We start from the raw sequence: 22,270 nt of genomic DNA on the forward strand, positions 1-22,270 counted from the left end.
GCCACAAGGCGCCCTTCTTCATTCAACCGGCCAACCTCCCGGTCAGAACGCCACAGACCAGTCCAGCTGCGCCCCCACATCGCGCTGGCCATCGCCACGGCGGCCCTGCATCTGCAGCGCCACGCGGCTGTTGTCGGTCGGGCTCACCGCCACGCCGAACTGGGCCAGCGCGCTGCGGCGGGCCAGCGGCGCACCGCTGATCGCAAACCCCTGCGTGCCTTCCACGAAGCGTGCATCGACCTGCGGCAGGCGATCGCCGCCAGCCACCTGCCAGCCTGCGCGCGCGGTCAGCGCCGCACGATCACGCTGGCCACCGCTGATGTCCCAGTCCGCGCGCAGCGCGGCCAGGCCGGTGCGGTAACGTGCGCTGCCGCTGTTCCACTGCAGGGCACTGTGGCCGCCGTGTTCCTGGCTGCCGTCGCTTTCCAGGCGCACCTGGGCCACTTCGATTTCCGGGGTCAGCTGCAGGCGCGCGCCGCCGAAGGTCCAGCCGGCACGCAGGAACGCGGTCGTGCCGGTGGCGTCCTCGCGGGCGGACAGGCCTTCGTCCAGGCGGGTGCCGACCTGTGCCGTGCGCGTGCTGTCGGTGCGGTAGTCGGCACGGCTGACACCTGCACGCAGGCTCAGGCCCTGCCAGCGGTACTGGCCGTACACGCCGTACTCGGTGCTGTCGGTTTCGCTGCGTGCATCGCGCTGGGCCAGGCGGCTGACCAGCTGCTGCTGGCCGGCGGCCACGCCCACTTCCAGCGATTCACCCAGGCGCCAGCCGGCACCGGCCATGACGCCGTGCTGCGACGAACGCAGGCCGGTGTTGTCCGCGCCGGCATCGGTGCGGCGCTGGCCGGCGTTGCCGCCGATCCAGGCGTGCACGCCCGGGGCGATCTCGGCACCCATCGTGGCACCGTCCAGATGGCGGTCGATGCCCTCGTGCAGGAAGCGGTTCTGCAGCAGTGCGCCGCGGTGCGCGGCATGGATCTCGCCGCTCAGGCTGTCGAAGGCCGGCACCACCTCGGCCAGGTCCAGCCGTACCACCGCCTCATACACGGCGTTGCCATTGCCCAGCGCTTCCACCGCGCCGGCCACCGCCTTCTGGTTGGGGTTCACCACCACATCGGGGAAGGCCAGATCGATATCCGGCATGGCGATATCGTTGCGGGCCAGGGTCAGGTAGACGTTGCTGGCGTCGTAGTCCAGCGTGGGGGTCAGGAAGGCCAGCGTGCTGCTCACGCCGGAGAACGTGCCCTGCACGCCCTGCGTCGCGCTCAGGATGGTGTAGCGGCTGCGTGGCTGCCAGTCACCCTCGCTGGCGATGGCCACCGTGTTGCCACCCTGCAGCGTTGCGCCGCCGCCCACCTGCACGCGGTCGCCGGCGCCATCGGCGCCCAGGTCCACCAGGTAGCGCGAGCCGTTCTCCATCAGCAGGCTGCCGGTCATCGACAGCATGCCGAAGGCCGTGGCCGAACCCGGTGCCAGGGTGGCGCCGTCGCGGATGACGACGTTGCCCAGCTGGCCGTCACCGCTCAGCTCGGTGCCAGTGCCCAGGTCGGCCAGGCCGCCCAGGCGGCCATGCACGTCAAGCGCGCCGGCCTGCACGCGCGTGGTACCGGTGAAGCCGCTGCTGTCGCCCGACAGGCTCAGCAGGCCCGCATCCAGCTTGACCACATCGCCCGCGCCGGACAGCACGTTGTTGAACAGGGTCTGGCCATTGCGCTGCAGCTGCAGCGTCGCGCCCGATGCCACGTCCACCGCGCCACGGATCGCACCGTTGCCAGCCAGCACAAGGGTGCCCTGTTCAATGCGGGTACCGCCGCTGTAGCTGTTGTTGGCATGGGTGGTCAGCGTGCCGCTGCCGGTCTTGCGCAGTGCGCCGGTGCCGGTCAGGCGGCCGCTGAACATCGCATCGACCTGGTCGGTGTCCACCGTGGCGACACCGTCCAGCGCCATTTCAACGTTGCTGGTGAAGGCCTTGCTGGTCAGGTGCAGGGTGCCATCGGCAATCAGCACGTTGGCCGTGCCGGCGCCCTGGTAGATCAGGCCGCCGGCCAGGTTCAACGTGCCCTGCCGACCAATGGTCAGCGAGCCACGGCTGCCGCTGGCGCCGGCCAGGCCCAGCGCGTCGTTGACCGTCAGCGCACCGCCGTCATACACCGACACGCTGCCGTTGCCCTGATTGCCGACGGTCAGGCGGCCCATGCTGGCCGAACTGCCAGCGTCGGCCACGCGGAAGCTGCCTTCGCCCTGCGTGTTCTCACCCACGCCCACGTTGCCTGCGGTCAGTGCGGCGCCGTCGAAGACATTCAGTTCGGCCACCGCGTTCTGGCCCACGGCGATGAAGCCGGTGGTGGCGGTGGTGCCCGCGCCGGTCAGCACCAGCACGCCATCGGGCACGCCCGGAGTGTGCCGCTGCTGGCCCAGCAGGGTGCTGCCCTGCACGGTCAGCGTGGCGCCGTCGGCGACGGTCATCGTGCCGGTGCCGGAAACGCCGATCAGCAGGTCACTGCTATTCAACCAGCTCGAATCCTTGCCGGTCACCGTGGCTTCGCCGCGGGCCACGCTGCTGTAGCTGCCCAGACGGGCGATGCCGGTCTGGAAGCTGCCACCGTTACGCACGTTCACCGTGCCCATGCCCTGCGCGCCCACGTGGATCTGGTCGGTGGCAAAGCGCGAATCCTTGTCGGACACGGTCAGCACGCCACTGCTGCCCATTTCCGAGGCCACCCACGTGCCCTGGGCGTTGATCACCTGGCCGCCATCAAGCACGTCCAGGAAGCCGCTGCCTTCATGGCCGACGCCGATGCTGTTGTTGCCGATCCACTGCGAACCGGCGCCGGTCACGGTGACCTTGCCGGTCGAGCCGGCCAGCGTCGCAATGAAGATGGCAGTGCTTTCCAGTACGCCGCCGTTCTGGATGAACAGCTCGCCGCTGCCGCCATGGCCGATGTCCACGCGCCACGAATCAGCCCTGATCGCATCCACCACGACCGGGGTCACGCTGTCGATGTAGGCGTGGTTCTCGACAGTCAGGTTCGGATCGCCGTTGCTCCACGCACCCGGCACATACCAGTTGCCATCGAGCTGGCTCGGATCGCGCACGGTGACCGTCGCAGCAATCGCCGTGGTGGGGCCGCTCATGGCCAGGCCGATCGCCAGGGCCAGCAGACTGGTGGAAAGAGTACGGGAGGCGCCGGAAGTGCGACGCGGTGCCAGCGTCATTGCCGGCGAAGCTTGGTGCGAATGGGTCACGCGGATTTTCCCCTGTATGGACAGGGCGTATCGGCCGCGCAGGGGAGGGCTTTAGGTTTCTGAATATAAACAATTCAGAGTTGCAAGGAAGCGGGTCACACTTCCGGATATTCCGGGAATGGAGTCGCTGCCCAACACCGCTGCGGATTACACACGCAGGCGCGCCAGCACATCATGCCACAGCGCAATGCCCAAGCCCCTTCCGCTGCGGTCGCCCGGGCCCTCCAGCCCGCTTACAATCGCAGGCCCCGCTGTTCCCTCCCTGCCTGGAGTAACCGATGTTCCCGCGTGACGTCCGCATCGAAACCTACGATCCCGAACTGGCCAAGGCCATCGCCGCCGAAACCCAGCGCCAGGAAGACCACGTCGAGCTGATCGCCAGCGAGAACTACACCAGCCCGGCGGTGATGGAAGCCCAGGGCAGCCAGCTGACCAACAAGTACGCCGAAGGCTACCCGGGCAAGCGCTACTACGGTGGCTGCGAATACGTGGACATCGCCGAACAGCTGGCGATCGACCGCCTCAAGCAGCTGTTCGATGCGGACTACGCCAACGTGCAGCCGCACAGCGGTTCGCAGGCCAACCAGGCCGTGTACTTCGCGCTGCTGCAGCCGGGCGACACCATCCTCGGCATGAGCCTGGCCCACGGCGGCCACCTCACCCACGGTGCCAAGGTCAACGCCTCGGGCAAGCTGTTCAACGCCGTGCAGTACGGCGTCAACGACCAGGGTCTGATCGATTACGACGAAGTCGAGCGCCTGGCCCTGGAGCACAAGCCGAAGATGGTCGTTGCCGGCTTCTCGGCCTACTCGCAGGTGATCGACTGGGCGCGCTTCCGCGCCATCGCCGACAAGGTCGGTGCCTACCTGTTCGTCGACATGGCGCACGTCGCCGGCCTGGTTGCTGCTGGCGTCTACCCGAGCCCGCTGGAACATGCGCACGTGGTCACCTCGACCACCCACAAGACCCTGCGCGGCCCGCGCGGCGGCATCATCGTCGCCAAGGGCGCCGACGAGGACCTGGTCAAGAAGCTGCAGTCGATCGTGTTCCCGGGTATCCAGGGCGGTCCGCTGATGCACGTCATCGCCGGCAAGGCCGTGGCCTTCAAGGAAGCGCTGGAGCCGGGCTTCAAGACCTACCAGCAGCAGGTGGTGAAGAACGCGCAGGCGATGGCCAACACGCTCATCGCGCGCGGCTACAAGATCGTCTCCGGTGGCACCCAGAACCACCTGATGCTGGTCGACATGATCGGCAAGGACGTGTCCGGCAAGGACGCGGAAGCCGCACTGGGCAAGGCCCATATCACCGTCAACAAGAACTCGGTGCCGAACGACCCGCGTTCGCCGTTCGTGACCTCGGGCCTGCGCCTGGGCACCCCGGCGGTGACCACCCGCGGTTACCTGGAACAGGACTGCGTGGACCTGGCCAACTGGATCGCCGACGTGCTCGACGCCCCGGCCGATGAGGCCGTGATCGCCCGCGTGCGTGATGCGGTCAGCGCGCAGTGCCGCAAGTACCCGGTCTACGGTTGATCGGGCACTGGGGTCGGAGCCCTTCCCTGCGGGAAGGGTTCTGGCCCCGGCACCGGAGTACCCGCGCATGGATGAGCGCCGCCTCAGGTATCTCTATGCAGCCTTGGCTGTGCCGTTGGGCGCACCCAGCGTGCTGTTTGGTGGGGCGATGGCGGTACTGGCCATGGCCGGAAGCGTGCTTTCACTTGCCGACGGCACCGTCAACCTGCCCGGGCAGGCATTGATGCTGCTGTGGGGCCTGGCCGGACTCGCCGGTTGCATCGCCTGGCTGGACCTCAGTTGCGGATATTTGTTTGCAGGGCGCAGCGCACTGCATGCGCGCAGCCGGGCGCAGTGGGGCGCGCTGCTGCTTGGCATGCTGGCGGCGCTGCCGCTGTTGGGCATGGGGCTGTGGCTGGGCATCACCCACGGCAGCGAAGGCTTCGGTCTGCTGCTGCTGGGGCCGTCGTTGCTGGTCCCGGCCGCCATGCTGTTGTGGCTGCGACCACGCACGTGAAGCAAGCAGCCAGCAAGGAGATTCGAACGCATGGATGAGCGCCTGCACAAACGCCTGTATATCGCCCAATGCCTGCTGCTGGGGTTGCCTGCACTGGTGGCCGGTGGCGGCGTCGCCGGCTTCGGCATCTACACCTTCCTGACCCGCCACGGCCTGATGCGCGGCGACGAAGGTGCGGTGCTGTTGCTGTGGGCGCTGGCGGGTGTGATCGGCTTGCTGGCCTGGTTGTGGCTCAGCATCTGCTACTTGAAGCGCGGGCGCGATGGCCTGCGGCACACCGCCCGTATTCCCTGGATCGGCTTGGCGCTGGGCGCCATGGCGGCGCTGGCGGTGATCGGCGTGGTGCTTTTCAGCTTGTTTGCCGGCAGCCCCTGGCAGGTACTGGGCTATCTGGTACTGGGCGTGCCGCTGCTGGTGCCGACTGCGCATCTGGTGTGGCTGCGGCGGGGTGCGACCGACGCTGTGTGACTGGCGGTTGGAAGTTTCAGAGAAATTGCATGGTGTGCCGCAGGTGTCAGGACTAGGGTCTTCCGACCTACTGGAAGGAGCCCCCGATGCAATCCTCGCGCCGCCGACACGGCCTCTACCTGCTTCTCCACAGCCTTCTTTTCTCCATTCCCTGCGCGTTGGCTGGCCTGTTGGGTTCGCTGCTGTTCCTATGGGTATGGGCGCACGGCGGTGACAACAGCGCACTTCTTGCATTGCTTGCGATGTGGGGTCTGCTCTCTGTGACGGCGATCCCGCTTGTTTTCCAGCTCGCAAACACGTGGCAGATGCGCGGACCGGATGGATTGAAGCCCGCCGCGCCGGTGCTGGGGACGCTGTTTCTAGTGTCAGCTGCTCAGGCTGTGTCCGCGTCGGTGATAACAGTTTCAAGTTTTGGAGTGGATCCGATACTGCTGATACTGGCAATCGGTTGGGGGGCTCCTTGGATCAGCCTCGCCTGCCACTTCCGATGGCTGTCGAAAGCCAGCGGGCGCGAGTGAAGAAAAACGGAGTTTGCTGCTTGGCCCCTTCTCAGGTACCGTTGCGACGCTGCCACGACCGTGGCAGCAGGTATTCCCCTGAGCCAGGCGTTCAATGCATTGCCCCTTCTGCCAGCATGCCGATACACGGGTCATCGACTCGCGCGTCTCCGAAGACGGCGCGACGATTCGTCGTCGGCGTGAGTGCGAGGCGTGCAGCGAACGCTTCAGTACCCTGGAAACCGTTGAACTGAAGCTGCCGGCCATCGTCAAGAGCGATGGCACCCGCGAAGCATTCGATGCCCGCAAGGTCCGCGCCGGCTTCGACCGTGCGCTGCAGAAGCGTGCGGTGCCGGAAGAGAAGATTGAAGCGGCGGTGCGCGCAGTGGTGCATCAGCTGCGCATCAGCGGCGAACGCGAAGTGCCGTCGATCAAAGTGGGCGAGTTCGTGATGAACGAACTGCGCAAGCTTGACCATGTCGGTTATGTGCGTTTCGCCTCGGTCTATCGCAGCTTTGAGGACGTGGCCGATTTCCGCGAAGAAATCGAGAAGCTCGAACGCGACCTGCCTTCCAGCACCGAGCAACTGCAACTGCTGGGCGATGTGATTGCCCTCACCAAGAAAAAGAAGGGCTGACGGCCTCTGCTTCGGTAGCCGCCAACCTTGGTTGGCGCCGTGCCGCCCATCCACGCATGGCGTGGATCTACTGGGCTCTGCCAACCTTGGTTGGCGCCGTGCCGCCCATCCACGCATGGCGTGGATCTACTGGGCTCTGCCAACCTTGGTTGGTGCCGTGCCGCCCATCCACGCATGGCGTGGATCTACTGGGCTCTGTCAACCTTGGCTGGCACCGTGCTGACGGCGGTACCATGGCGGCATGAGCATATCGTTCACCGTCCTTGACCACCTGCACATGGCCGCCGCATTGCGGCTTGCCGAACGCGGTGCCTATACCACCCGTCCCAATCCGATGGTCGGCTGTGTGATCGCCCATGGCGAGCGCGTGGTCGGGCAGGGCTGGCACCAGCGCGCTGGCGGCCCGCATGCCGAAGTGTTCGCCCTGCGCGAAGCGGGCGGCGACGCGCGCGGTGCCACCGCCTACGTCACCCTGGAACCCTGCGCGCATTACGGCCGTACGCCGCCGTGCGCACTGGCGCTGATCGAGGCCGGCGTGTCGCGCGTGGTCGCGGCGATGCGCGACCCGTTCCCGAAAGTCGATGGCGGTGGTTTCGACCTGCTGCGCGACGCCGGCATCGAGGTCGCCGAGGGCTTGATGGCGGCACAGGCGCGGGAACTCAACAAGGGCTTCCTGTCGCGCGTGGAGCGCGGTCGTCCGTGGCTGCGGGTGAAGCTGGCCGCCAGCCTCGATGGCCGTACCGCGATGGCCGACGGCAGCTCGAAGTGGATCACCGGCCCCGCCGCTCGCGAAGATGTGCAGCACTGGCGCGCGCGCGCTGGCGCGATCCTCACCGGCGCCGACACCGTGATCGCCGACGACCCGATGCTGACCGTACGCCTGGCTGACACTGAAGTCATGCCGCCCCTGCGCGTCGTCCTCGATTCACGCCTGCGCTCGCTGGAATGCAGCCGTGTGCGCGAGGGTGGGGCGCCCACGCTGTACCTGCACGATGCAATGATCAGCCCGCCCGACGCCGCCGACGCGGCCTTTGCCAGCGTAGCCGTCCGCCACGGTCGCCTTGATCTGGGCGCGGTGTTGGCACTGCTGGCCGAGCGCGGCATCAACGAGGTGCACACCGAAGCCGGTGCAACCCTGGCCGGCGCGCTGGTGCGTGGTGGCTGGGTGGACGAGTTGCTGATGTACCAGGCGCCAACACTGCTGGGCGACAGCGGCCGCCCGTTGCTGGCCGACCTCGGCATCGACGTGATGGACCAACAGCGTCGATTGCATGTGGTCGACCAGCGCCAAGTGGGGGATGATCTGAGGTTGCTGTTGCGGGTGTAAGGCGAGACGTTCATCCACGCATGACGTGGATCCACCTTGCCCTGGTAGATGCCGACCTTGGTCGGCGCATTTGCTTCAAGTGCCCGGACACTCTGCCAGCGGAATCTGCACAGTTCAGAGGTATCCTCATCCACCCCGCGTGCGTCCCACACATCCAGCGGTAGCAGCCCCGCCAGCACCTGCAGGGTGTATGCCTGCTCGGGCGAGGGAGCAGCAGCAGATGTGTTCCACCACAGAACGCCCAGCAGGAAGCACAGGTGTCTCCTCGGCGCTGCCAATCGACCGCTCGTTGCTCCTGCCGCCATCAGTGCGTCTGCTTGGATGATTCGTTGTCACGTTTGGCTCCGCGGATCACGTTGAAGCGAAACACCGCCTCAACGGCGCCGCCCTCATCGCGACCGTTACGGTGTGCGGGCAGGTAACACCACTCCTGTGCGGCGTCCATCGCGGCAGCTTCCAGCAGGGCATTGCCACTGGACTGCACCACACGAACATCCAGAAGGCGGCCACCCGCGTCTACTTGCATCTGCAGGCGCACCATGCCGCTTTCGCGAGCCCTAACGGGAAAAACAACCCGGCGCGCAGCGCGGGTGGTGGGCTCGATCGAGACGCTGTCGCCGCGCTCGGTGAATACACTGCAGTCGGCGCGTGCGGTGAAGGTCCGGGTCGGCGTTGAGGCAAAGCGCTGCAGGCAAGTCACAACGTCGTCGTCTTCCCTGCAACCTGGCTTCTCGGTCTGCAGGCGACTCTGGGTCTGCTCGGGCCCGACTCCGCCGGCGGGTGGCGGTGCGCATGCGCCCAGTCCGGCCAGCGCAGACAGAAGAACCGTGCTGCGCAGATTCACTCGGTCACCGGCCCCGCAGGCGGCTCACTGCGATAGCCTTCCCACAGCGCGCGGTTCCGTTCATGGGTTCCCCGGCAATAGGCAGCGGCCAGCTCCGGCCCCAGCGTTCTCACCTTTTCTTCCACGGCATCCTGCAGGGTGGTGCCACGTTGCAGCGGGCTATCCGGATCATAGCGTTCGGCGAACTTCAGTTGAGCATCCAACATCAGGTCGCATACGGGAATGCCAGAGTACGCGGTGACCGCTTCCGCCTCGATCCGCTCGTCCCATGCCTGGAAGGGCATCAGCTGTTTCAAGAGCTCCAGCCCAAGAAGGCCCATGTCGATACTGGCCCATGGTCCGTTGTCGCCAACGCGCGAGAATTCCGCTCGCGCCTCGTACCTGGTGTCAGGCGCATCGCGCAGAATGGCTGCATACGTTTGCAGGAATGCCTTGGCCCCCTCCAAGCTCTGCTCTCCTGAGCGATGTCGTGCCTTGGCGTCACGGTAGGCCCCAAACGCAGCGGAAACATCGGGAAGCGTGCAGTGGTAGTCCACGATGCCGCGTTCGGACGAGTTGCTCTTTTCGATTCTGTCGGCAAGGCAGTGGATGGTCTTGCGACGTGCGCTGATGATGCTGGCTGCAGGCTCCTCGAAACCAGCCGCCAGATTTTCGAAAGCGTACAGCTCGTCGACGATGTCGGCGATGTCGCTTGCATCTGCCGTGCGAAGGCTGTTGCGCAGAGCGGCTTTGGCCTTCTCATCATTCTGGGTAATGACGCGCGCATGCGCATCGAAGGAATCTTCCAGCGAAAGTGCGGCGGGCGCCGCGGTAGCAGCCGCGAGGGGAGTGCCCAGCAGCAGGGCAAGAATCGGCTTCAACATGTCAGCACTTGGTCGATCGGAACGATGCCCGAGGATCTCGGGGAGCAGTTCCTGCGTCCATGCAATTAGTCTGAAAAACTGGACCCATGCTTCCGAAGCACGCCGCCGAGAAGATTTGAAAACTTTCCTATTCTTCTACGCGGAGCCGGCGGGCACAGTGGTGGGCCGTTTTTTGCAGGCCAGTGCATTGTCGCGTTCATATCGAGTCCTCGCGTTGTCTGTGCTTCTTCCTCTGGCCCTTCTGGTTCCAGCGACATCCTTGGCCAATGACGACCGTGAAGAACCCCTTGATGAACTGACCGTTGAGCAGGCCCTGCATGATCTGGTAGCCGTCATCGAGTGCCGTGCGCCGGCTGCGGTCAAGAAGCCTGTGCGTCGCAACCTGTGGCGGGTCGCACTGGGTGGAGAACCTCCGCAGGCGGCCTTTCGCGACTGGGAGGTAGGCAAGCAGGCCAACCCTTCATTGCACGAAGTGGAACTGCCGGCCCCCATTACTGCTTTCGGCCATTCGATCCGCCGCATCGCCGTCCTCTCTGGCGCCACGATGGCCATCATCGATGGCATACCGTTGGACGAAATATCGCGGCAGTTGGAGCTGCACCCGCTAAGCGTCAGTATGGCCCCGCATATTCGCCAGAGGACTCTGTCGCTGCGTAATAGCGGTGATGGCGGACTGCATACGCGCTTGTTGGTGGCATCGCGGATATCCACGCATCCGGACGCCATCCTGGTTGGGTGCGAAGAGGGCTTCGACACGCGCGCTGAGCAGTTGCGCAGGCGTGGCAAGGAGCCAGATGTGGTGTTCGCCCCGGGCATGGACATCGCCACCGAGCTGGACGATGTGCTGACCTGCAAGGCCGATGCGCTGCGCAACTACACTGCCGGTTGGGCGGTGGGCATGTCTGCACATACCTCTGACGCGCGCTTCAAAGGCTGGAAGGATGGGGAGGACGAGGACGGCCATCGCTGGTGGACGCCGCCGGCGCCGGTCATGATCGCCGGCAGGCCTGTCTCGCGTTTCATGAAGGTCGGTCAGACCCTCTATGCAGAACTTGATGGAAACATTGCCGGGGACCTGGCAGGCGAATGGGATCTCCCTCCGTATGAGGGCTGGGACGACGTCGCCTTCGTCGGCTTCCACGATACCGACACTGCCGCCGATGGCTGGCTGGAGAACCGCGCACGCATCGCGCGCGATTGGAGGCCCGGCAAAACGCTGCATGGCTGTGAGTACCTGCAGTATCGACCGGAGTTCGGCGAGGATCCAGATGATGATGACGAAGAATGACGATGGCGCGGAATCGCTGGGCGCCGTCCGGTATTGCAAGTGTGTACGCACGGGTCGCTCCACATCATCGCGGTGATCGGGCGCGGCCAAGTGGGCGACGACCTGCGCCTGCTGCTGCGGCCATGAAAAAGGGGGCGGAGGGAATTAAGTTCTTTTTTGCCACAAACGACATAATCCTCTCCGTCCCCTTCGTCAGTTCAACGATCCTCGCCGGGCGGGTGCTCGTTCCACTCGAAGAACGGCAGGAAGGCATCGGCCAGTGTCCCCATCAGCGGCGAGGGGTCTGCCCGCCAGCGACCGCCGCGATCGCGTTCGAAGGCCAGCGTGACATTCCGCTCCCGATCCGGCGCATCGGCGAGCAGCTGCGTGTACGCCGCCGCCAGTGCCGGCGCCATCTGTGGCGGGTGCGGGCCATTGAACGGCACCGGGTGTTGCCGATACACGGGCAGCAGCGCCATCAGATCCGGCAGGGTGCAACGGTAGTCCACCAAGGCACTGTCACCGTCAGGCCCGTGCGGGTACTGCACGCTGTCGGTCGTGCATCGTACCGAGGCCTGCCGCGCACGCAGCGCGGCCGCCGCCTGCGGCCAATCGGCCATTTCCGGTGCGTCGTCCAGGTGGCTCACACCGGCCAGGGCCGCAGCGATGGCCACACCCTTGTCGCCTTGCATGTACTGCGCCAACGCACGCTGTGCAGGCGCATCGCCGTGCACGATCACCTGCGCAAACAGGTCGAATATCTGCGCGTCCGGCAATGCCGCAGAACCTGCCCGCGCACTACTGAAGGCCAGCAGCAGCGCTGCCAGCCCCCATGTCTTCAACATGACCCTCTCAGGCGCATTCGTCGGTCCACATCATCTCGGCCATCGGACGCAGTGCCTTGCACTCCTGCGTCATTTCCTCGGCCGACATCACCTGCGTCTTGGCCTTCAACTCTTCGGTCATCGCATCCACACCGCTGATCTGGTCCGGTGCGATCTTCGCCACGCAGCTGCGGTGCTGCTGCAGCAGCAGATCGCAGGCCGGCACGCCGGTCACCTTCGGTGCCTTGGCTGCTTCAACGTCCTGCATCCAGCCATCGAACGGCGCCAGCGCATCCAGCACCGGGCCCACCAGATCATCGAAGTTGCTGCTGTACCAGTAGCCCTTGTCCTTGGCGGTGTACAGGGTGAGGGTGCCGGTCACGGCCTTGCGCGGGCCACTCTGCAGGGCCTGGGTATAGGCCTCGGTGAAGCGCGCGCGCGGAGCCTTGTCCTCACCCGTCAGGCTGGCCAGGAACAACGGCTGCACGCTGCCCAGGTCGGCCAGCTGGCAGCTGAAATCGACCTTGGCGATCTTCTGGTCGTCCACGAATTCGTTGTCTTCCACCGTGCTGCGCGTGGCACGGCACTGCGAGGCCTTCAGCGCCTTGGCGTACATCGCTTCCGCCGCTGCGGGATCACCCTTCACTCCGGCCACGGCCAGCACCGTCTGCCACGGCTCGGCCAGGGCCTGGGCCATCATGCCCGGCACCGGCGTTACCGAATCCTGGCCGTCGAAGGCCGGCTTCAATGCATCGTTGAGCGTGCGCGTGGCGGCGGCATCGTCTTCCAGCAATGCGCGTGCGTACAGATCGAAGGTCTGTTCGGGGGTCAGCTGCGCCGGGGCGGCCGCGGCGAACATCGGGGCGCACAGCAGTGCGGTGGCCAGCAGGCCGCGGATCGGGGTCTTCATGACGGTGTTCCTGTTCCAGAGGGCGGCAAGCCTAGCGCAATTGTCATTGCATTCGATGGCGTGCCGCAGCCAAGCGTATTGCGCGCGACGGCCAACAAAAAACGGGCCCCTTGCGGAGCCCGTTCGATCGCACGACGAGGATCGGGCAATCAGAAGCTGGCGCGCACGCCGGCCGAGTACTGGGTGACGTCGCGGTAGCCGGAGATCTCGCCCACCAGGCCCCAGGTCCGGGTGAAGTTGATCTGGCCGCCGACGGTGCCGACCCAGGTGCCCTTGAATTCATTGCCGCCGTCCATGTAACCGGCCTTGATCCAGGCTTCGGTCATGCGCGAAGGCTTGCCACGCAGGCCCATGGTGGCGCGCACCAGGTTGGTGTGGTCCTTCACGCTGAAGCGGCCGTAGTCCACGTCCTTGACGGTGATTTCAGCCTGCTGGCGGACCCAGGCGATGTCGGCGGTGTAGTCGACGCGGTCGCTGAAAGGCATGTGGTAACCGATGCCCAGCTCCGGCTGGTTCAGCTTGAGCTTCATCGAGCCGTAGTCGTAGTCGTACGACTTGCTGCCGTAGTTCCAGCCGCCGAACACGTGCACCTGCTCGGCCAGCGCGATCGAACCGCGCACGTAACCACCATCAACCTTCGGGTCGTTGAACACGTCGTCGTCGGTCTTGACCTGGGTCCAGCCGCCTTCGACGTAGGTATAGCTCAGGGCGTCGGCGGAGGCCGAGAACGGGGCAGCGGCCAGCAGGGCGGCCACGATCAGGATCTTGCGCATGGGAATTCCTGTGAATTTCAGTCCATTGGCGGCCCACCTGTGCGGCAGTCCGTGGCGACCTCATGTCGTCCGACCGCCGATTTTAATGAAAGTTTTACGAAATGCGAGCGACGGCCGTCACAGGCCTGGACGCGCCCGGGTGGGGGCAGAGCCCTTTCCTGCGGAAAGGGGTCCGACCCCCGGGGGCATTCGGCCCCGTTCAGCCCGGGCTGTTACACTTGGCGGGCCGGTTCGCCGGTACACAAACGTCTTCAGGGCGGGGTGCAATTCCCCACCGGCGGTAGGTGCGCAAGCACGAGCCCGCGAGCGCCCCGGCCTTACCGTCGGGGGTCAGCAGATCCGGTCCAATGCCGGAGCCGACGGTCATAGTCCGGATGAAAGAAGACGGTGCCACAGGGCCTTTGCGGCCCTGCGCCCGCCTGTTTGCCTTGCGGCGTTTTTCGCTCACTTTTCGCGGAGAACGTTACTTGTTTACTGGAATCATCGAAGGCGTCGGCCGTCTGGCCGCACGCGAATCCATCGGCGGCGATGTCCGCTTCACCTTCAACGTCGGCAGCCTGCCGTTCGACAACGTGCAGATGGGCGAGAGCATCGCCATCAACGGCGTCTGCCTCACCGTCATCGCGTTCGACGCCGGCAGCTTCCAGGCCGATGCGTCCACCGAGACCCTGGGCCTGACCACGCTCGGCCAACTGGCCGAAGGTGCGGTCATCAACCTCGAACGTGCCATGCGCCCGACCGACCGCCTTGGCGGCCATCTGGTCAGCGGCCACGTCGACGGCCTCGGCCAGGTCCTGTCCATCCATGAAGATGCGCGTGCCCAGCGCTGGCGTTTCGCCGCGCCGGCCGCCCTGCGCCGCTACATCGCCAAGAAGGGCTCGATCTGCGTGGACGGCGTCAGCCTCACCGTGAACGAAGTGGACGAGGAAGGCTTTGAAGTGGCGCTGATCCCGCACACCGTGGCCAATACCGCGTTCTCCGCCACCGGCGTGGGCAGCGCGGTGAACCTGGAAATCGACCTGGTCGCTCGTTATGTCGAGCGGTTGCTGGGTGAAGGAGCCCGCGCATGAACTTCGCCCCCATTCCCGACATCCTGGAAGACATCCGCCTCGGCCGCATGGTCGTCATCGTCGATGACGAAGACCGCGAGAACGAAGGCGACCTGATCATGGCCGCCGAGCTGGTCAAGGCCAGCGACATCAACTTCATGGTCACCCATGGCCGCGGCCTGGTGTGCCTGCCGCTCACCCGCACCCGCGCCGCCGACCTCGGCCTGGCGCCGATGGTGCAGGCCAATACCGCGCAGTTCCAGACCAACTTCACCGTCAGCATCGAAGCGGCCGAGGGCGTGACCACCGGCATCTCGGCACACGACCGCGCGCACACCATCCGCACCGCGGTGAAGCCCAATGCCAAGCCGTCGGACCTGCACCAGCCGGGCCACATCTTCCCGCTGATTGCCCAGCCCGGTGGCGTGCTGACCCGCGCCGGCCACACCGAAGCCGGCGTCGACCTGGCCATGCTGGCCGGGCTGGAACCGGCCGGTGTGCTGGTGGAGATCCTCAACCCGGACGGCAGCATGGCGCGCCGCCCGGAGCTGGAAGTGTTCGCCCGCGAGCACGGCCTGAAGATGGGCTCCATCGCCGACCTGATCGCCTATCGCCTGGCCACCGAAAAGACCGTCGAGCGCGTGGACGAGCGTGATATCGACACCGAGTTCGGCCCGTTCAAGCTGGTCACCTACCGCGACCGCATCGCCCACGACCTGCATTTCGCCCTGGTCCGCGGCACCCCGGATGCGGACACGCCCACCCTGGTGCGCGTGCAGGTGGAAAACCCGCTGGCCGACCTGCTGCACTGGCGCCGCGATGACTTCGGCGTGGCGGCCACCGATGCCCTGCGCGCGATCGCCGCGGAAGGCAGTGGCGTGATGGTGGTGCTGTCGGCCCCGCGCGACGGCGAAGCGCTGTTGGCCCGCCTGCGCCAGCAGCCGGCGCCGGTGGTGCCGGGCAAGGACAAGGATGTGGGCCAGTGGCGCCGCAACGGTGCCGGTGCGCAGATCCTGTCCGACCTGGGCCTGGGCAAGCTGCGCGTGCTGGGCACGCCCCGCCGCCAGATCGGACTGGCCGGGTACGGCCTTGAAGTGGTGGAGACGGTCACCCCGTAACCCGCTCGGTGTGCCGACCAACGGTCGGCACCCACAAAGGGGCGGCCCACTGCAGCTGGTGGGTGCCGACCGTTGGCCGGCACGCCCCGGGCCCCCGCCAGCCACGGCCGGGGCCCATCCACGGTAGAATTACCCCTTAATCGAATCCCAAGCCGCATATGAGCCACTACGAAGGCGATCTTCGCACTCCCGAATCGGCGCGCTTCGCCATCCTGGCCAGCCGCTGGAACGCCCGCATCACCGATGTGCTGGTTGCTGGCGCCCGCCAGAGCCTGGCCGGCAACGGCATTGCCGAAGCCAACATCGACGTGATCCGCGTGCCGGGTGCCTGGGAGCTGCCGCTGGTCGCCGCGCGCCTGGCCGCCGCCCATGAACACGCCGCCATCCTCACCCTGGGCTGCGTGATCCGTGGCGACACCCGTCACTACGAACACGTGGCCGACCGCTGTGCCGAAGGCCTGATGCGCGTGCAGCTGGACTTCGGCGTGCCGGTGCTGAACGGCGTGCTGGCCGTGGAACGCGTGGAAGATGCCGAGGCCCGCGCAGGCGGCAGCCACGGCAACAAGGGCGAGGAAGTCGCGCTCGCCGCATTGGAAATGGTCAACCTTCTGGAGCAGCTGCCATGAACAAGAACACCCAGGGCAAGCCCTCCGGTAAACCCGTCCGCCGCGATGGCATCGATCCGGTGCTGCGCTCGCGCGCGCGCCGTCGTGCCGTGCAGGCCATCTATGCCTGGCAGATCTCCGGCGGCAACGGCCAGTCGCTGATCGCCCAGTTCGCCCACGAACAGGCCCGCGAAATCGCCGACCTGGCGTACTTCGAAGCGCTGGTGCATGGCGTGCTCGACAACCGTCGCGACATCGACGAAGCCTTCGGCCCGTACCTGGACCGTGGCATCGACGAAGTGGACGCGATCGAACGCGCCGTGCTGCGCCTGGCCGGTTACGAACTGCGTTACCGCTTGGACGTGCCGTACCGCGTGGTGATCAACGAAGCCATCGAATCGGCCAAGCGCTTCGGTTCCGAACATGGCCACACCTACGTCAACGGCGTGCTGGATCGTGCCGCCGTGGAATGGCGCAAGGTCGAATCGGGTCACTGACCCACCTGTGGTAATGCCGGCCGCTGGCCGGCAACTGCAGGGATTCTGAGGTTGCCGGCCTGCGGCCGGCACTACCGCCCACCGCGCACGGCGCGGCACGTACAAACGCGGGAGCGCCCCATGTCCCTGGCCGAATTCGCCCTCATCGACCGCATCCGCGCCCGCACCGTCGAGCGCGACGACATCGTGCTCGGCATCGGCGATGACGCCGCGCTGCTGCAGCCGCGCCCGAACGAGCAACTGGTGGTCACCGCCGACACGCTCAACAGCGGCGTGCATTTCCCGGCCGAGACCCCGGCGTTCGACATCGGCTGGAAGACGCTGGCCGTCAACCTGTCCGACCTCGCCGCGATGGGCGCGCGCCCGGCCTGGTGCACGCTGGCGCTGTCGCTGCCCGAGGCCAGCGAAGACTGGATCGATGCCTTCGCCGATGGTTTCTTCGCCCTGGCCGACCAGCACGACATCGCCCTGATCGGCGGTGACACCACGCGTGGCCCGCTGTCGCTGTCGGTGACCGCGATGGGCCAGGTATCCCGCGGCCAGGCCCTGCGTCGTGATCGCGCACAGATTGGCGATGACATCTGGGTCAGCGGCACCCTCGGCGATGCTGCCGGTGCGCTGCGCCTGTGGCAGCAGGGCGCATTGAACGTCACCGCCGCCACCCTGCTGGCTGACTACGAAACCCTGCGCCTGCGCCTGCTGCGTCCCACCCCGCGCGTCACCCTGGGCCTGCGCCTGCGTGCATTCGCGCATGCCGCCGTGGACATCTCCGATGGCCTGCTGGCCGACCTGGGCCACATCGCCGCACGCAGCGGCGTACGCGCCGAAGTCGACGCCGATGCATTGCCGATGTCGTCGGCACTGCGCGAACTGCTCGGCCGCGATGGCGCCCGTGACTGCGCGCTGCACGGCGGCGACGATTACGAACTGTGCTTCACCGCCGCCGCCGACCAGCGCGACGCGCTGCACTACGTCGCCGAATCGCTGGACGTGCCGATTACCCGCATCGGCCGCATCATGGAAGGGCAGGGCGTGCACACCGAAGGCCACGACGGCCCGAGCGGATACGAGCATTTCGCCTGACACATGAGAACGCCGGGCATGGCCCGGCGCTACCGTGTTGCTCTGGTAGGTGCCAACCTTGGTTGGCACGGATGTGTCAGGGTTGCGCGCCAATGCTGCGTCGACCAAGGTCGACGCCTACCAGAACGCCGGGGATGGCCCGGCGCTACCGCGCTGCTCTAGCGGGTGCCAACCTTGGTTGGCACGGATGTGTCAGGGTTGCGCGCCAATGCTGCGTCGACCAAGGTCGATGCCTACCAGAACGCCGGGCATGGCCCGGCGCTACCGCGCTGCTCTAGCGGGTGCCAACCTTGGTTGGCACGGATGTGTCAGGCCTTCGTGCCGACGCTGTGTCGACCAAGGTCGACGCCTACCAGAACGCCGGGCATGGCCCGGCGCTACCGTGTTGTCCTGGTGGCTGCCAACCTTGGTTGGTACGGATGTGTCAGGGTTGCGCGCCAATGCTGCGTCGACCAAGGTCGACGCCTACCAGAACGCCGGGCATGGCCCGGCGCTACCGTGTTGCTCCGGTAGGTGCCAACCTTGGTTGGCACGCCGTCTCGTCCTGCATATGGCCTTGCGGCCATGCCAACCAAGGTTGGCAGCTACCAAGGGCAGGGCCGGCGCGTGCAGCAGCCCTGCTTACGCCACCCGCAACTGCACATCCACATACTCGGCCAGCCCACGGCAGGCCAATAGCAGCCCTTCGCGCACGTCATCGCCCACCTGCTGGTCGGCATCGCCGTCCACGCGCACGCGTTCGATGGCGTGCAGCAGTTCCAGCAGCAAGGTCAGCCCGGCATTGGCGCGGTCGATGCGTGCCATCGCGAAACCAAAGCACTGTTTGCGTCCCTTGTCCGGCCACGGTTGGCCGCCTGCAGCGTCCACGTGGCGGATGCGCTGCAGGCAGCCGAGCAGGGTGATGCCTTCGTCGGCGTGGGCGCGCATTGTGCTGCCCAATGTGGTTTCCAGTGCTTTGGCCAGATCGTCCGGCAAGCGTTCGACGGCGTCGCCCAGTGTGGCGAACAGATAGGGATAGAGCGAAGAAGTCATGGCGGCGTCCTTGAGTGCGGAGCAAGGGGCCGCCCTCGCGCTGGGCGAGGGCGGCGGACGGTGCGTGGTTGCAATACCGGAGGTTGATGTAGAAACGCCGGCGGGTACGAGACCCCCACGCACCGCCCGCCATAGGGCGCGGACGGATTGCCTGCCGACGCCGCCCAACAAGGAAAGCGCGACGCCGACAGGCAAGCGTAAACAACACATCAACCTAACGGGATTGCAAGCCCGTGCCACCCGTTGTCGGTGGCGCGCCATGATGTGCACGCAGGTGCTGCTATACCAATCAGAAAAGTTTCAATTTCGAAAATGTTGCAGACGCATATCGAACGCGCTGCGCGAAGCCGAGCACGCCTGCGCGTGCCAGTTGCGACATTTGTTGTGGAGCCGAGTGCATGCTCGGCGCTACGGAGAGCAGAACAGCGCCGGATCTAACCGGCGCCGTTCGTGTTTACATCACCACTTGTAGGCAACGCTCAGGTTCGCCGTCGCTTCGCGGTAGCCACTGTCACCACGCATCACCCCGAACCCGCCCCAGGCACTGAAGCCGGAACGGAATTCCACGCGCGCACCCGCGCTCAGTTCATAGCGGTTGCGCGGGATGCCGGCCTTCAGCACTTCATCGTCGAAGGCGATGCCATTGCCGGCGCCATCGCGGTACCAGTTGGCCGCCAGATACGGGCTGACCGAGGCACCCGCCGCCGGGTGGCCGTCACCCTGCAGGCGCAGGCCAGCACGACCGGACAGGCCGCTGTTGCCCGCTGCGCGCACCACGGTGCCGTTGGTTTCGGTATGCACGTCAGTCTTTGCATCGGTGTAGACCAGCTGCAGTTCCGGCTGCAGGCTCAGCGTGGTAGTGCCGATCTGGCCAATGCCGAAGCGGTAACCGGCTTCCACGGATGACTGCCAGATATCCGAGTCGTAACGCTCTTCGGCCAGGCCGTCGCCCTGCACGCGGTTGCGGAACTGGCCGCGCTGCACGCTGGCATCCACATACAGCGCATCGGTGCTCCAGTTGCCATACACGCCCAGCGCGCCGCCTTCCAACTTGCCACGTGCTCTGTAGCCGGTCACATCCGAGCGCGAGGTGGCGCTGGACTGCGCAATGGTACCCATCACGCCCACACGGCCACGACCATTGTCGAAAACGCCCACGTCCGCACCCAGCTGCAGGCGCGAGCGGTCCACGCGCAGGTCCAGCTGGTCTTCCACGGCCGACAGCTTGCTCTGCGTGGCGTCCACCCGGGCCCAGCCGCGCACGCCGTCAGTGGCGGTGCTGCCGCCGTGGCGATCGCGCAAGCCGTGGCGCAGAAGCTGGTCCATGGCGAATTGGTTGGCCAGATAGGCGCCTGCTTCCGGGCGCAGCAGCGGGCCCGGGTTGATCGGATCAACGGGATCGATCGGATCAACGGGATCCACTGGGTCAACCGGATCAACCGCCGCACATTCCGGCAGCGTGGGATCTGTGTCGCACGGGTCCGGACCTGCGGGAATCTCCGAGCGCAGGTACCAGCCGCCGTCGCTGGCATCCTTGAACAGGAAGTACTCGTACTGCCCGCTCACCGCGCGGCCCCGCAGATCGAACTGCGCATTGGAGGCACCGCCTACACGGATCAGCTCGATGCCCTTGTCGGTCTTCGCACCGGCGCCGCCGGCATTGAGCACCTGCACGTTGGCTTGGCCATTGGCGTCACCGTTGATCACCAGCATGTCGGTGGCCGAACTGTCGTCGCCCAGGTGGGTGTTGAACAGCAGCGTGCCGCCCGCACCATCGAAGGTATCGACGGCAAGGGTATTGAAGGTGCTGCCGTTGCCCAGCGCCACAGTGCCGGTATTGCCCAGGGTGAGGTGGCCAACGTCGCTGTCGCCGGTCATCAGCCAGGTGCTGTCGCTGGCGATGTTGGCGCTGGTGACGTTGATGAAGCGCCCATCGATCTGCGCCCTGTTACGCAGGGCCACGTGCAAGCTGCCCCGGCGTGCGCTGGCATCGTCGCTGGCGACGTGGCCAGCAAGGCGCGAACCGTCAACGGTAAAGCGCACGATGGAGGCGCCACTGTAGCCAGGAATAAATGAGCCGACACGCAGCAGGTGACCATCGCCGCCGTGAAGCTGCGCACCGTTGGATACGGTGATGTCGAAGACAGGTGCCCGCTCGATCGTGGCGACATGGATGGCTGCTCCGCTGCCACCGATGACGGTCGAATCATCGATGACAAGGCTGATGTGCGGATCATCGCGATAGCTGTACAGAATAACGCCGATGTCATCTGCAACGATGCGCGAGCCATTGCGCACCATCACCCTGCCATGCGCCTGGCGTATGCCGACCCCGGTATTGCCCCGTTGCGGATAGTCGGGCTGCTCTACACGCACGTACGTCGCATCGAGTTCAACGTCTGCGCTCGATGGCGCACCGGCGCTGGGTTCCATCTCGATCCCGATGGTGAAGTATTCGTAGCCAGCCAAGCCTGCAGCGCGCGTGACCTGCACACTGCTGCCGGACAATCGGGCCGACGCCGCGTCCTTCACTATCAAGCCTTGGCCCAGGATTGAAGAACGGTAGGCAGTGAGTGTCGATCTGTCGGCCAGCTGGATAGCGCCATGCGTCCTCGAGCCATCAAAGCGCACTGTGGCATCCGTCAGGACAAGGGAGGATTCATCGAAGGCCTCGAGTTCAACCGTTTCGGCACCATTGACCTGCAGCTGGGAGTCCGCTCGCAAGCGCCAGGATTCGATCGGATGGCCCGGCAGTACCTCTGCGGATTCGCCGATCAGTTCCCTTGCTGCGGCAGTATCGACGCACACGGCAAGTGCGGTCAGCAGGCAGTATCCAGGAAGCGCTGAGTGCGGACGTAGCGCCCGCCCGCGTGGGGAGGTTGTATCTGATTTCATGGCATGGGTGACTGGGGAGAGAAGGGGAATGCACAGCGAAGATGCCGAGTGCGTTGGCAAGGCATCTCCGCTGCGGTGATGCACTACCAGCGGTAGGCCACGCTGACGTTAGCCGTCGCTTCGCGGTAGCCGTGGTCACCGCGCATCACGCCAAACCCACCCGACGCACTCAGCCCGGTGCGGAAGTCAACCCGCGCACCTGCATTCAATTCGTAGCGATTGCGCGGCACGCTGGCGTTCAGTGCTTCCTCGTCAAACGCCATGCCGTTGCTGGCGCCATCGCGGTACCAGTTCGCCACCACGTACGGGC

Annotated in this window: 22 protein-coding genes and 1 riboswitch; of the genes, 13 read left to right on the forward strand and 9 right to left on the reverse strand. The window is 66.0% G+C overall.

Annotated features, from left to right (window positions below):
* Nucleotides 1–42: 42 nt before the first annotated feature.
* Complete coding sequence (locus tag AC1DCU_RS20540; RefSeq protein ID WP_478013626.1) at nt 43–3,243, reverse strand: autotransporter domain-containing protein; 3,201 nt, start codon at nt 3,241–3,243, stop codon at nt 43–45.
* A 278-nt stretch (nt 3,244–3,521) separates the two neighbouring features.
* On the opposite strand from AC1DCU_RS20540, the gene glyA reads away from it, so the two are divergent.
* The 6 genes from glyA to ribD all read left to right on the forward strand — a co-directional run bounded on the left by glyA (nt 3,522) and on the right by ribD (nt 8,200).
* Nucleotides 3,522–4,775, forward strand: a complete 1,254-nt coding sequence (glyA, locus tag AC1DCU_RS20545; protein ID WP_025876660.1) for a serine hydroxymethyltransferase — start codon at nt 3,522–3,524, stop codon at nt 4,773–4,775.
* Between the two features lie 67 nt (nt 4,776–4,842).
* On the forward strand, nt 4,843–5,271 hold the full coding sequence (locus AC1DCU_RS20550) for a hypothetical protein (RefSeq protein WP_442251756.1): 429 nt from the start codon (nt 4,843–4,845) through the stop codon (nt 5,269–5,271).
* A gap of 30 nt (nt 5,272–5,301) precedes the next feature.
* Nucleotides 5,302–5,739 (forward strand): hypothetical protein, encoded by a 438-nt coding sequence (locus tag AC1DCU_RS20555; RefSeq protein WP_442251757.1) that lies wholly within the window; start codon nt 5,302–5,304, stop codon nt 5,737–5,739.
* A gap of 86 nt (nt 5,740–5,825) precedes the next feature.
* Nucleotides 5,826–6,257 carry a hypothetical protein gene (locus AC1DCU_RS20560; protein WP_099841897.1) on the forward strand — a complete coding sequence of 144 codons (432 nt, stop codon included), beginning with the start codon at nt 5,826–5,828 and terminating at the stop codon, nt 6,255–6,257.
* Between the two features lie 94 nt (nt 6,258–6,351).
* Nucleotides 6,352–6,873, forward strand: coding sequence for a transcriptional regulator NrdR (nrdR, locus tag AC1DCU_RS20565; protein ID WP_089238721.1), 522 nt, complete (start codon nt 6,352–6,354; stop codon nt 6,871–6,873).
* Nucleotides 6,874–7,114: 241 nt separating this feature from the next.
* Nucleotides 7,115–8,200 carry a bifunctional diaminohydroxyphosphoribosylaminopyrimidine deaminase/5-amino-6-(5-phosphoribosylamino)uracil reductase RibD gene (ribD, locus tag AC1DCU_RS20570; RefSeq protein ID WP_313282606.1) on the forward strand — a complete coding sequence of 362 codons (1,086 nt, stop codon included), beginning with the start codon at nt 7,115–7,117 and terminating at the stop codon, nt 8,198–8,200.
* Nucleotides 8,201–8,504: 304 nt separating this feature from the next.
* On the opposite strand, the gene AC1DCU_RS20575 is transcribed toward ribD, so the two are convergent.
* Both AC1DCU_RS20575 and AC1DCU_RS20580 read right to left on the reverse strand, forming a co-directional pair.
* A complete protein-coding gene (locus AC1DCU_RS20575; RefSeq protein WP_478013625.1) occupies nt 8,505–9,044 on the reverse strand; it encodes an energy transducer TonB in 540 nt (179 codons plus the stop codon).
* Nucleotides 9,041–9,907, reverse strand: coding sequence for a hypothetical protein (locus AC1DCU_RS20580; protein WP_442251759.1), 867 nt, complete (start codon nt 9,905–9,907; stop codon nt 9,041–9,043). The genes AC1DCU_RS20575 and AC1DCU_RS20580 overlap by 4 nt, the downstream gene beginning before the upstream one ends.
* Here AC1DCU_RS20580 and AC1DCU_RS20585 point away from each other — a divergent pair.
* Nucleotides 9,906–11,195, forward strand: coding sequence for a hypothetical protein (locus AC1DCU_RS20585; protein ID WP_442251760.1), 1,290 nt, complete (start codon nt 9,906–9,908; stop codon nt 11,193–11,195). The genes AC1DCU_RS20580 and AC1DCU_RS20585 overlap by 2 nt on opposite strands.
* Nucleotides 11,196–11,392: 197 nt before the next feature.
* Here the strand turns inward: AC1DCU_RS20585 and AC1DCU_RS20590 are convergent, their stop codons facing one another.
* From AC1DCU_RS20590 to AC1DCU_RS20600, 3 genes are all read right to left on the reverse strand, one after another.
* Complete coding sequence (locus AC1DCU_RS20590; protein ID WP_442251761.1) at nt 11,393–12,019, reverse strand: hypothetical protein; 627 nt, start codon at nt 12,017–12,019, stop codon at nt 11,393–11,395.
* 7 nt (nt 12,020–12,026) lie between these two features.
* Nucleotides 12,027–12,908: a hypothetical protein gene (locus AC1DCU_RS20595; RefSeq protein ID WP_442251762.1), complete on the reverse strand. Its 882-nt coding sequence runs from the start codon at nt 12,906–12,908 to the stop codon at nt 12,027–12,029.
* 149 nt (nt 12,909–13,057) lie between these two features.
* Nucleotides 13,058–13,681, reverse strand: a complete 624-nt coding sequence (locus tag AC1DCU_RS20600; RefSeq protein WP_025876645.1) for an outer membrane beta-barrel protein — start codon at nt 13,679–13,681, stop codon at nt 13,058–13,060.
* 243 nt (nt 13,682–13,924) lie between these two features.
* Nucleotides 13,925–14,071, forward strand: a riboswitch (FMN riboswitch).
* Between the two features lie 77 nt (nt 14,072–14,148).
* Here AC1DCU_RS20600 and AC1DCU_RS20605 point away from each other — a divergent pair.
* From AC1DCU_RS20605 to thiL, 5 genes are all read left to right on the forward strand, one after another.
* The gene (locus tag AC1DCU_RS20605; RefSeq protein WP_442251763.1) at nt 14,149–14,751 is read left to right on the forward strand and encodes a riboflavin synthase; all 603 of its coding nucleotides are present in this window, start codon (nt 14,149–14,151) and stop codon (nt 14,749–14,751) included.
* Entirely contained in the window at nt 14,748–15,848 is a 1,101-nt protein-coding gene (ribB, locus tag AC1DCU_RS20610) for a 3,4-dihydroxy-2-butanone-4-phosphate synthase (RefSeq protein ID WP_032978962.1), read from the forward strand. The genes AC1DCU_RS20605 and ribB overlap by 4 nt, the downstream gene beginning before the upstream one ends.
* 158 nt (nt 15,849–16,006) lie before the next feature.
* Nucleotides 16,007–16,474 (forward strand): 6,7-dimethyl-8-ribityllumazine synthase, encoded by a 468-nt coding sequence (gene ribH, locus AC1DCU_RS20615; protein ID WP_025876639.1) that lies wholly within the window; start codon nt 16,007–16,009, stop codon nt 16,472–16,474.
* Nucleotides 16,471–16,950, forward strand: a complete 480-nt coding sequence (gene nusB, locus AC1DCU_RS20620) for a transcription antitermination factor NusB (RefSeq protein WP_025876637.1) — start codon at nt 16,471–16,473, stop codon at nt 16,948–16,950. The genes ribH and nusB overlap by 4 nt, the downstream gene beginning before the upstream one ends.
* 120 nt (nt 16,951–17,070) lie before the next feature.
* Complete coding sequence (thiL, locus tag AC1DCU_RS20625; protein WP_051562411.1) at nt 17,071–18,033, forward strand: thiamine-phosphate kinase; 963 nt, start codon at nt 17,071–17,073, stop codon at nt 18,031–18,033.
* 621 nt (nt 18,034–18,654) lie between these two features.
* Here thiL and AC1DCU_RS20630 read toward each other — a convergent pair.
* Together AC1DCU_RS20630 and AC1DCU_RS20635 are read right to left on the reverse strand one after the other, a co-directional pair.
* The gene (locus AC1DCU_RS20630) at nt 18,655–19,065 is read right to left on the reverse strand and encodes a hypothetical protein (RefSeq protein ID WP_442251764.1); all 411 of its coding nucleotides are present in this window, start codon (nt 19,063–19,065) and stop codon (nt 18,655–18,657) included.
* Between the two features lie 459 nt (nt 19,066–19,524).
* Entirely contained in the window at nt 19,525–21,573 is a 2,049-nt protein-coding gene (locus tag AC1DCU_RS20635) for an autotransporter family protein (RefSeq protein WP_442251765.1), read from the reverse strand.
* A gap of 96 nt (nt 21,574–21,669) precedes the next feature.
* Here AC1DCU_RS20635 and AC1DCU_RS20640 point away from each other — a divergent pair, with 96 nt between their 5' ends.
* Nucleotides 21,670–21,912 carry a hypothetical protein gene (locus AC1DCU_RS20640; protein ID WP_442251766.1) on the forward strand — a complete coding sequence of 81 codons (243 nt, stop codon included), beginning with the start codon at nt 21,670–21,672 and terminating at the stop codon, nt 21,910–21,912.
* 131 nt (nt 21,913–22,043) lie between these two features.
* Here the strand turns inward: AC1DCU_RS20640 and AC1DCU_RS20645 are convergent.
* Nucleotides 22,044–22,270: autotransporter outer membrane beta-barrel domain-containing protein (locus AC1DCU_RS20645; RefSeq protein WP_478014277.1), on the reverse strand; the 227-nt coding region annotated here is incomplete at its 5' end.

This window comes from Stenotrophomonas sp. 10L48 (assembly GCF_056395105.1).

Coding starts and splice junctions, on each gene's coding strand:
- glyA (WP_025876660.1), top strand. CDS start 3,522: ATGTTCCCGCGTGACGTCCGCATCGAAACCTACGATCCCGAACTGGCC.
- AC1DCU_RS20550 (WP_442251756.1), top strand. CDS start 4,843: ATGGATGAGCGCCGCCTCAGGTATCTCTATGCAGCCTTGGCTGTGCCG.
- AC1DCU_RS20555 (WP_442251757.1), top strand. CDS start 5,302: ATGGATGAGCGCCTGCACAAACGCCTGTATATCGCCCAATGCCTGCTG.
- AC1DCU_RS20560 (WP_099841897.1), top strand. CDS start 5,826: ATGCAATCCTCGCGCCGCCGACACGGCCTCTACCTGCTTCTCCACAGC.
- nrdR (WP_089238721.1), top strand. CDS start 6,352: ATGCATTGCCCCTTCTGCCAGCATGCCGATACACGGGTCATCGACTCG.
- ribD (WP_313282606.1), top strand. CDS start 7,115: ATGAGCATATCGTTCACCGTCCTTGACCACCTGCACATGGCCGCCGCA.
- AC1DCU_RS20585 (WP_442251760.1), top strand. CDS start 9,906: ATGTCAGCACTTGGTCGATCGGAACGATGCCCGAGGATCTCGGGGAGC.
- AC1DCU_RS20580 (WP_442251759.1), bottom strand. CDS start 9,907: ATGTTGAAGCCGATTCTTGCCCTGCTGCTGGGCACTCCCCTCGCGGCT.
- AC1DCU_RS20590 (WP_442251761.1), bottom strand. CDS start 12,019: ATGTTGAAGACATGGGGGCTGGCAGCGCTGCTGCTGGCCTTCAGTAGT.
- AC1DCU_RS20595 (WP_442251762.1), bottom strand. CDS start 12,908: ATGAAGACCCCGATCCGCGGCCTGCTGGCCACCGCACTGCTGTGCGCC.
- AC1DCU_RS20600 (WP_025876645.1), bottom strand. CDS start 13,681: ATGCGCAAGATCCTGATCGTGGCCGCCCTGCTGGCCGCTGCCCCGTTC.
- ribB (WP_032978962.1), top strand. CDS start 14,748: ATGAACTTCGCCCCCATTCCCGACATCCTGGAAGACATCCGCCTCGGC.
- ribH (WP_025876639.1), top strand. CDS start 16,007: ATGAGCCACTACGAAGGCGATCTTCGCACTCCCGAATCGGCGCGCTTC.
- nusB (WP_025876637.1), top strand. CDS start 16,471: ATGAACAAGAACACCCAGGGCAAGCCCTCCGGTAAACCCGTCCGCCGC.
- thiL (WP_051562411.1), top strand. CDS start 17,071: ATGTCCCTGGCCGAATTCGCCCTCATCGACCGCATCCGCGCCCGCACC.
- AC1DCU_RS20630 (WP_442251764.1), bottom strand. CDS start 19,065: ATGACTTCTTCGCTCTATCCCTATCTGTTCGCCACACTGGGCGACGCC.
- AC1DCU_RS20640 (WP_442251766.1), top strand. CDS start 21,670: ATGCGTCCTCGAGCCATCAAAGCGCACTGTGGCATCCGTCAGGACAAG.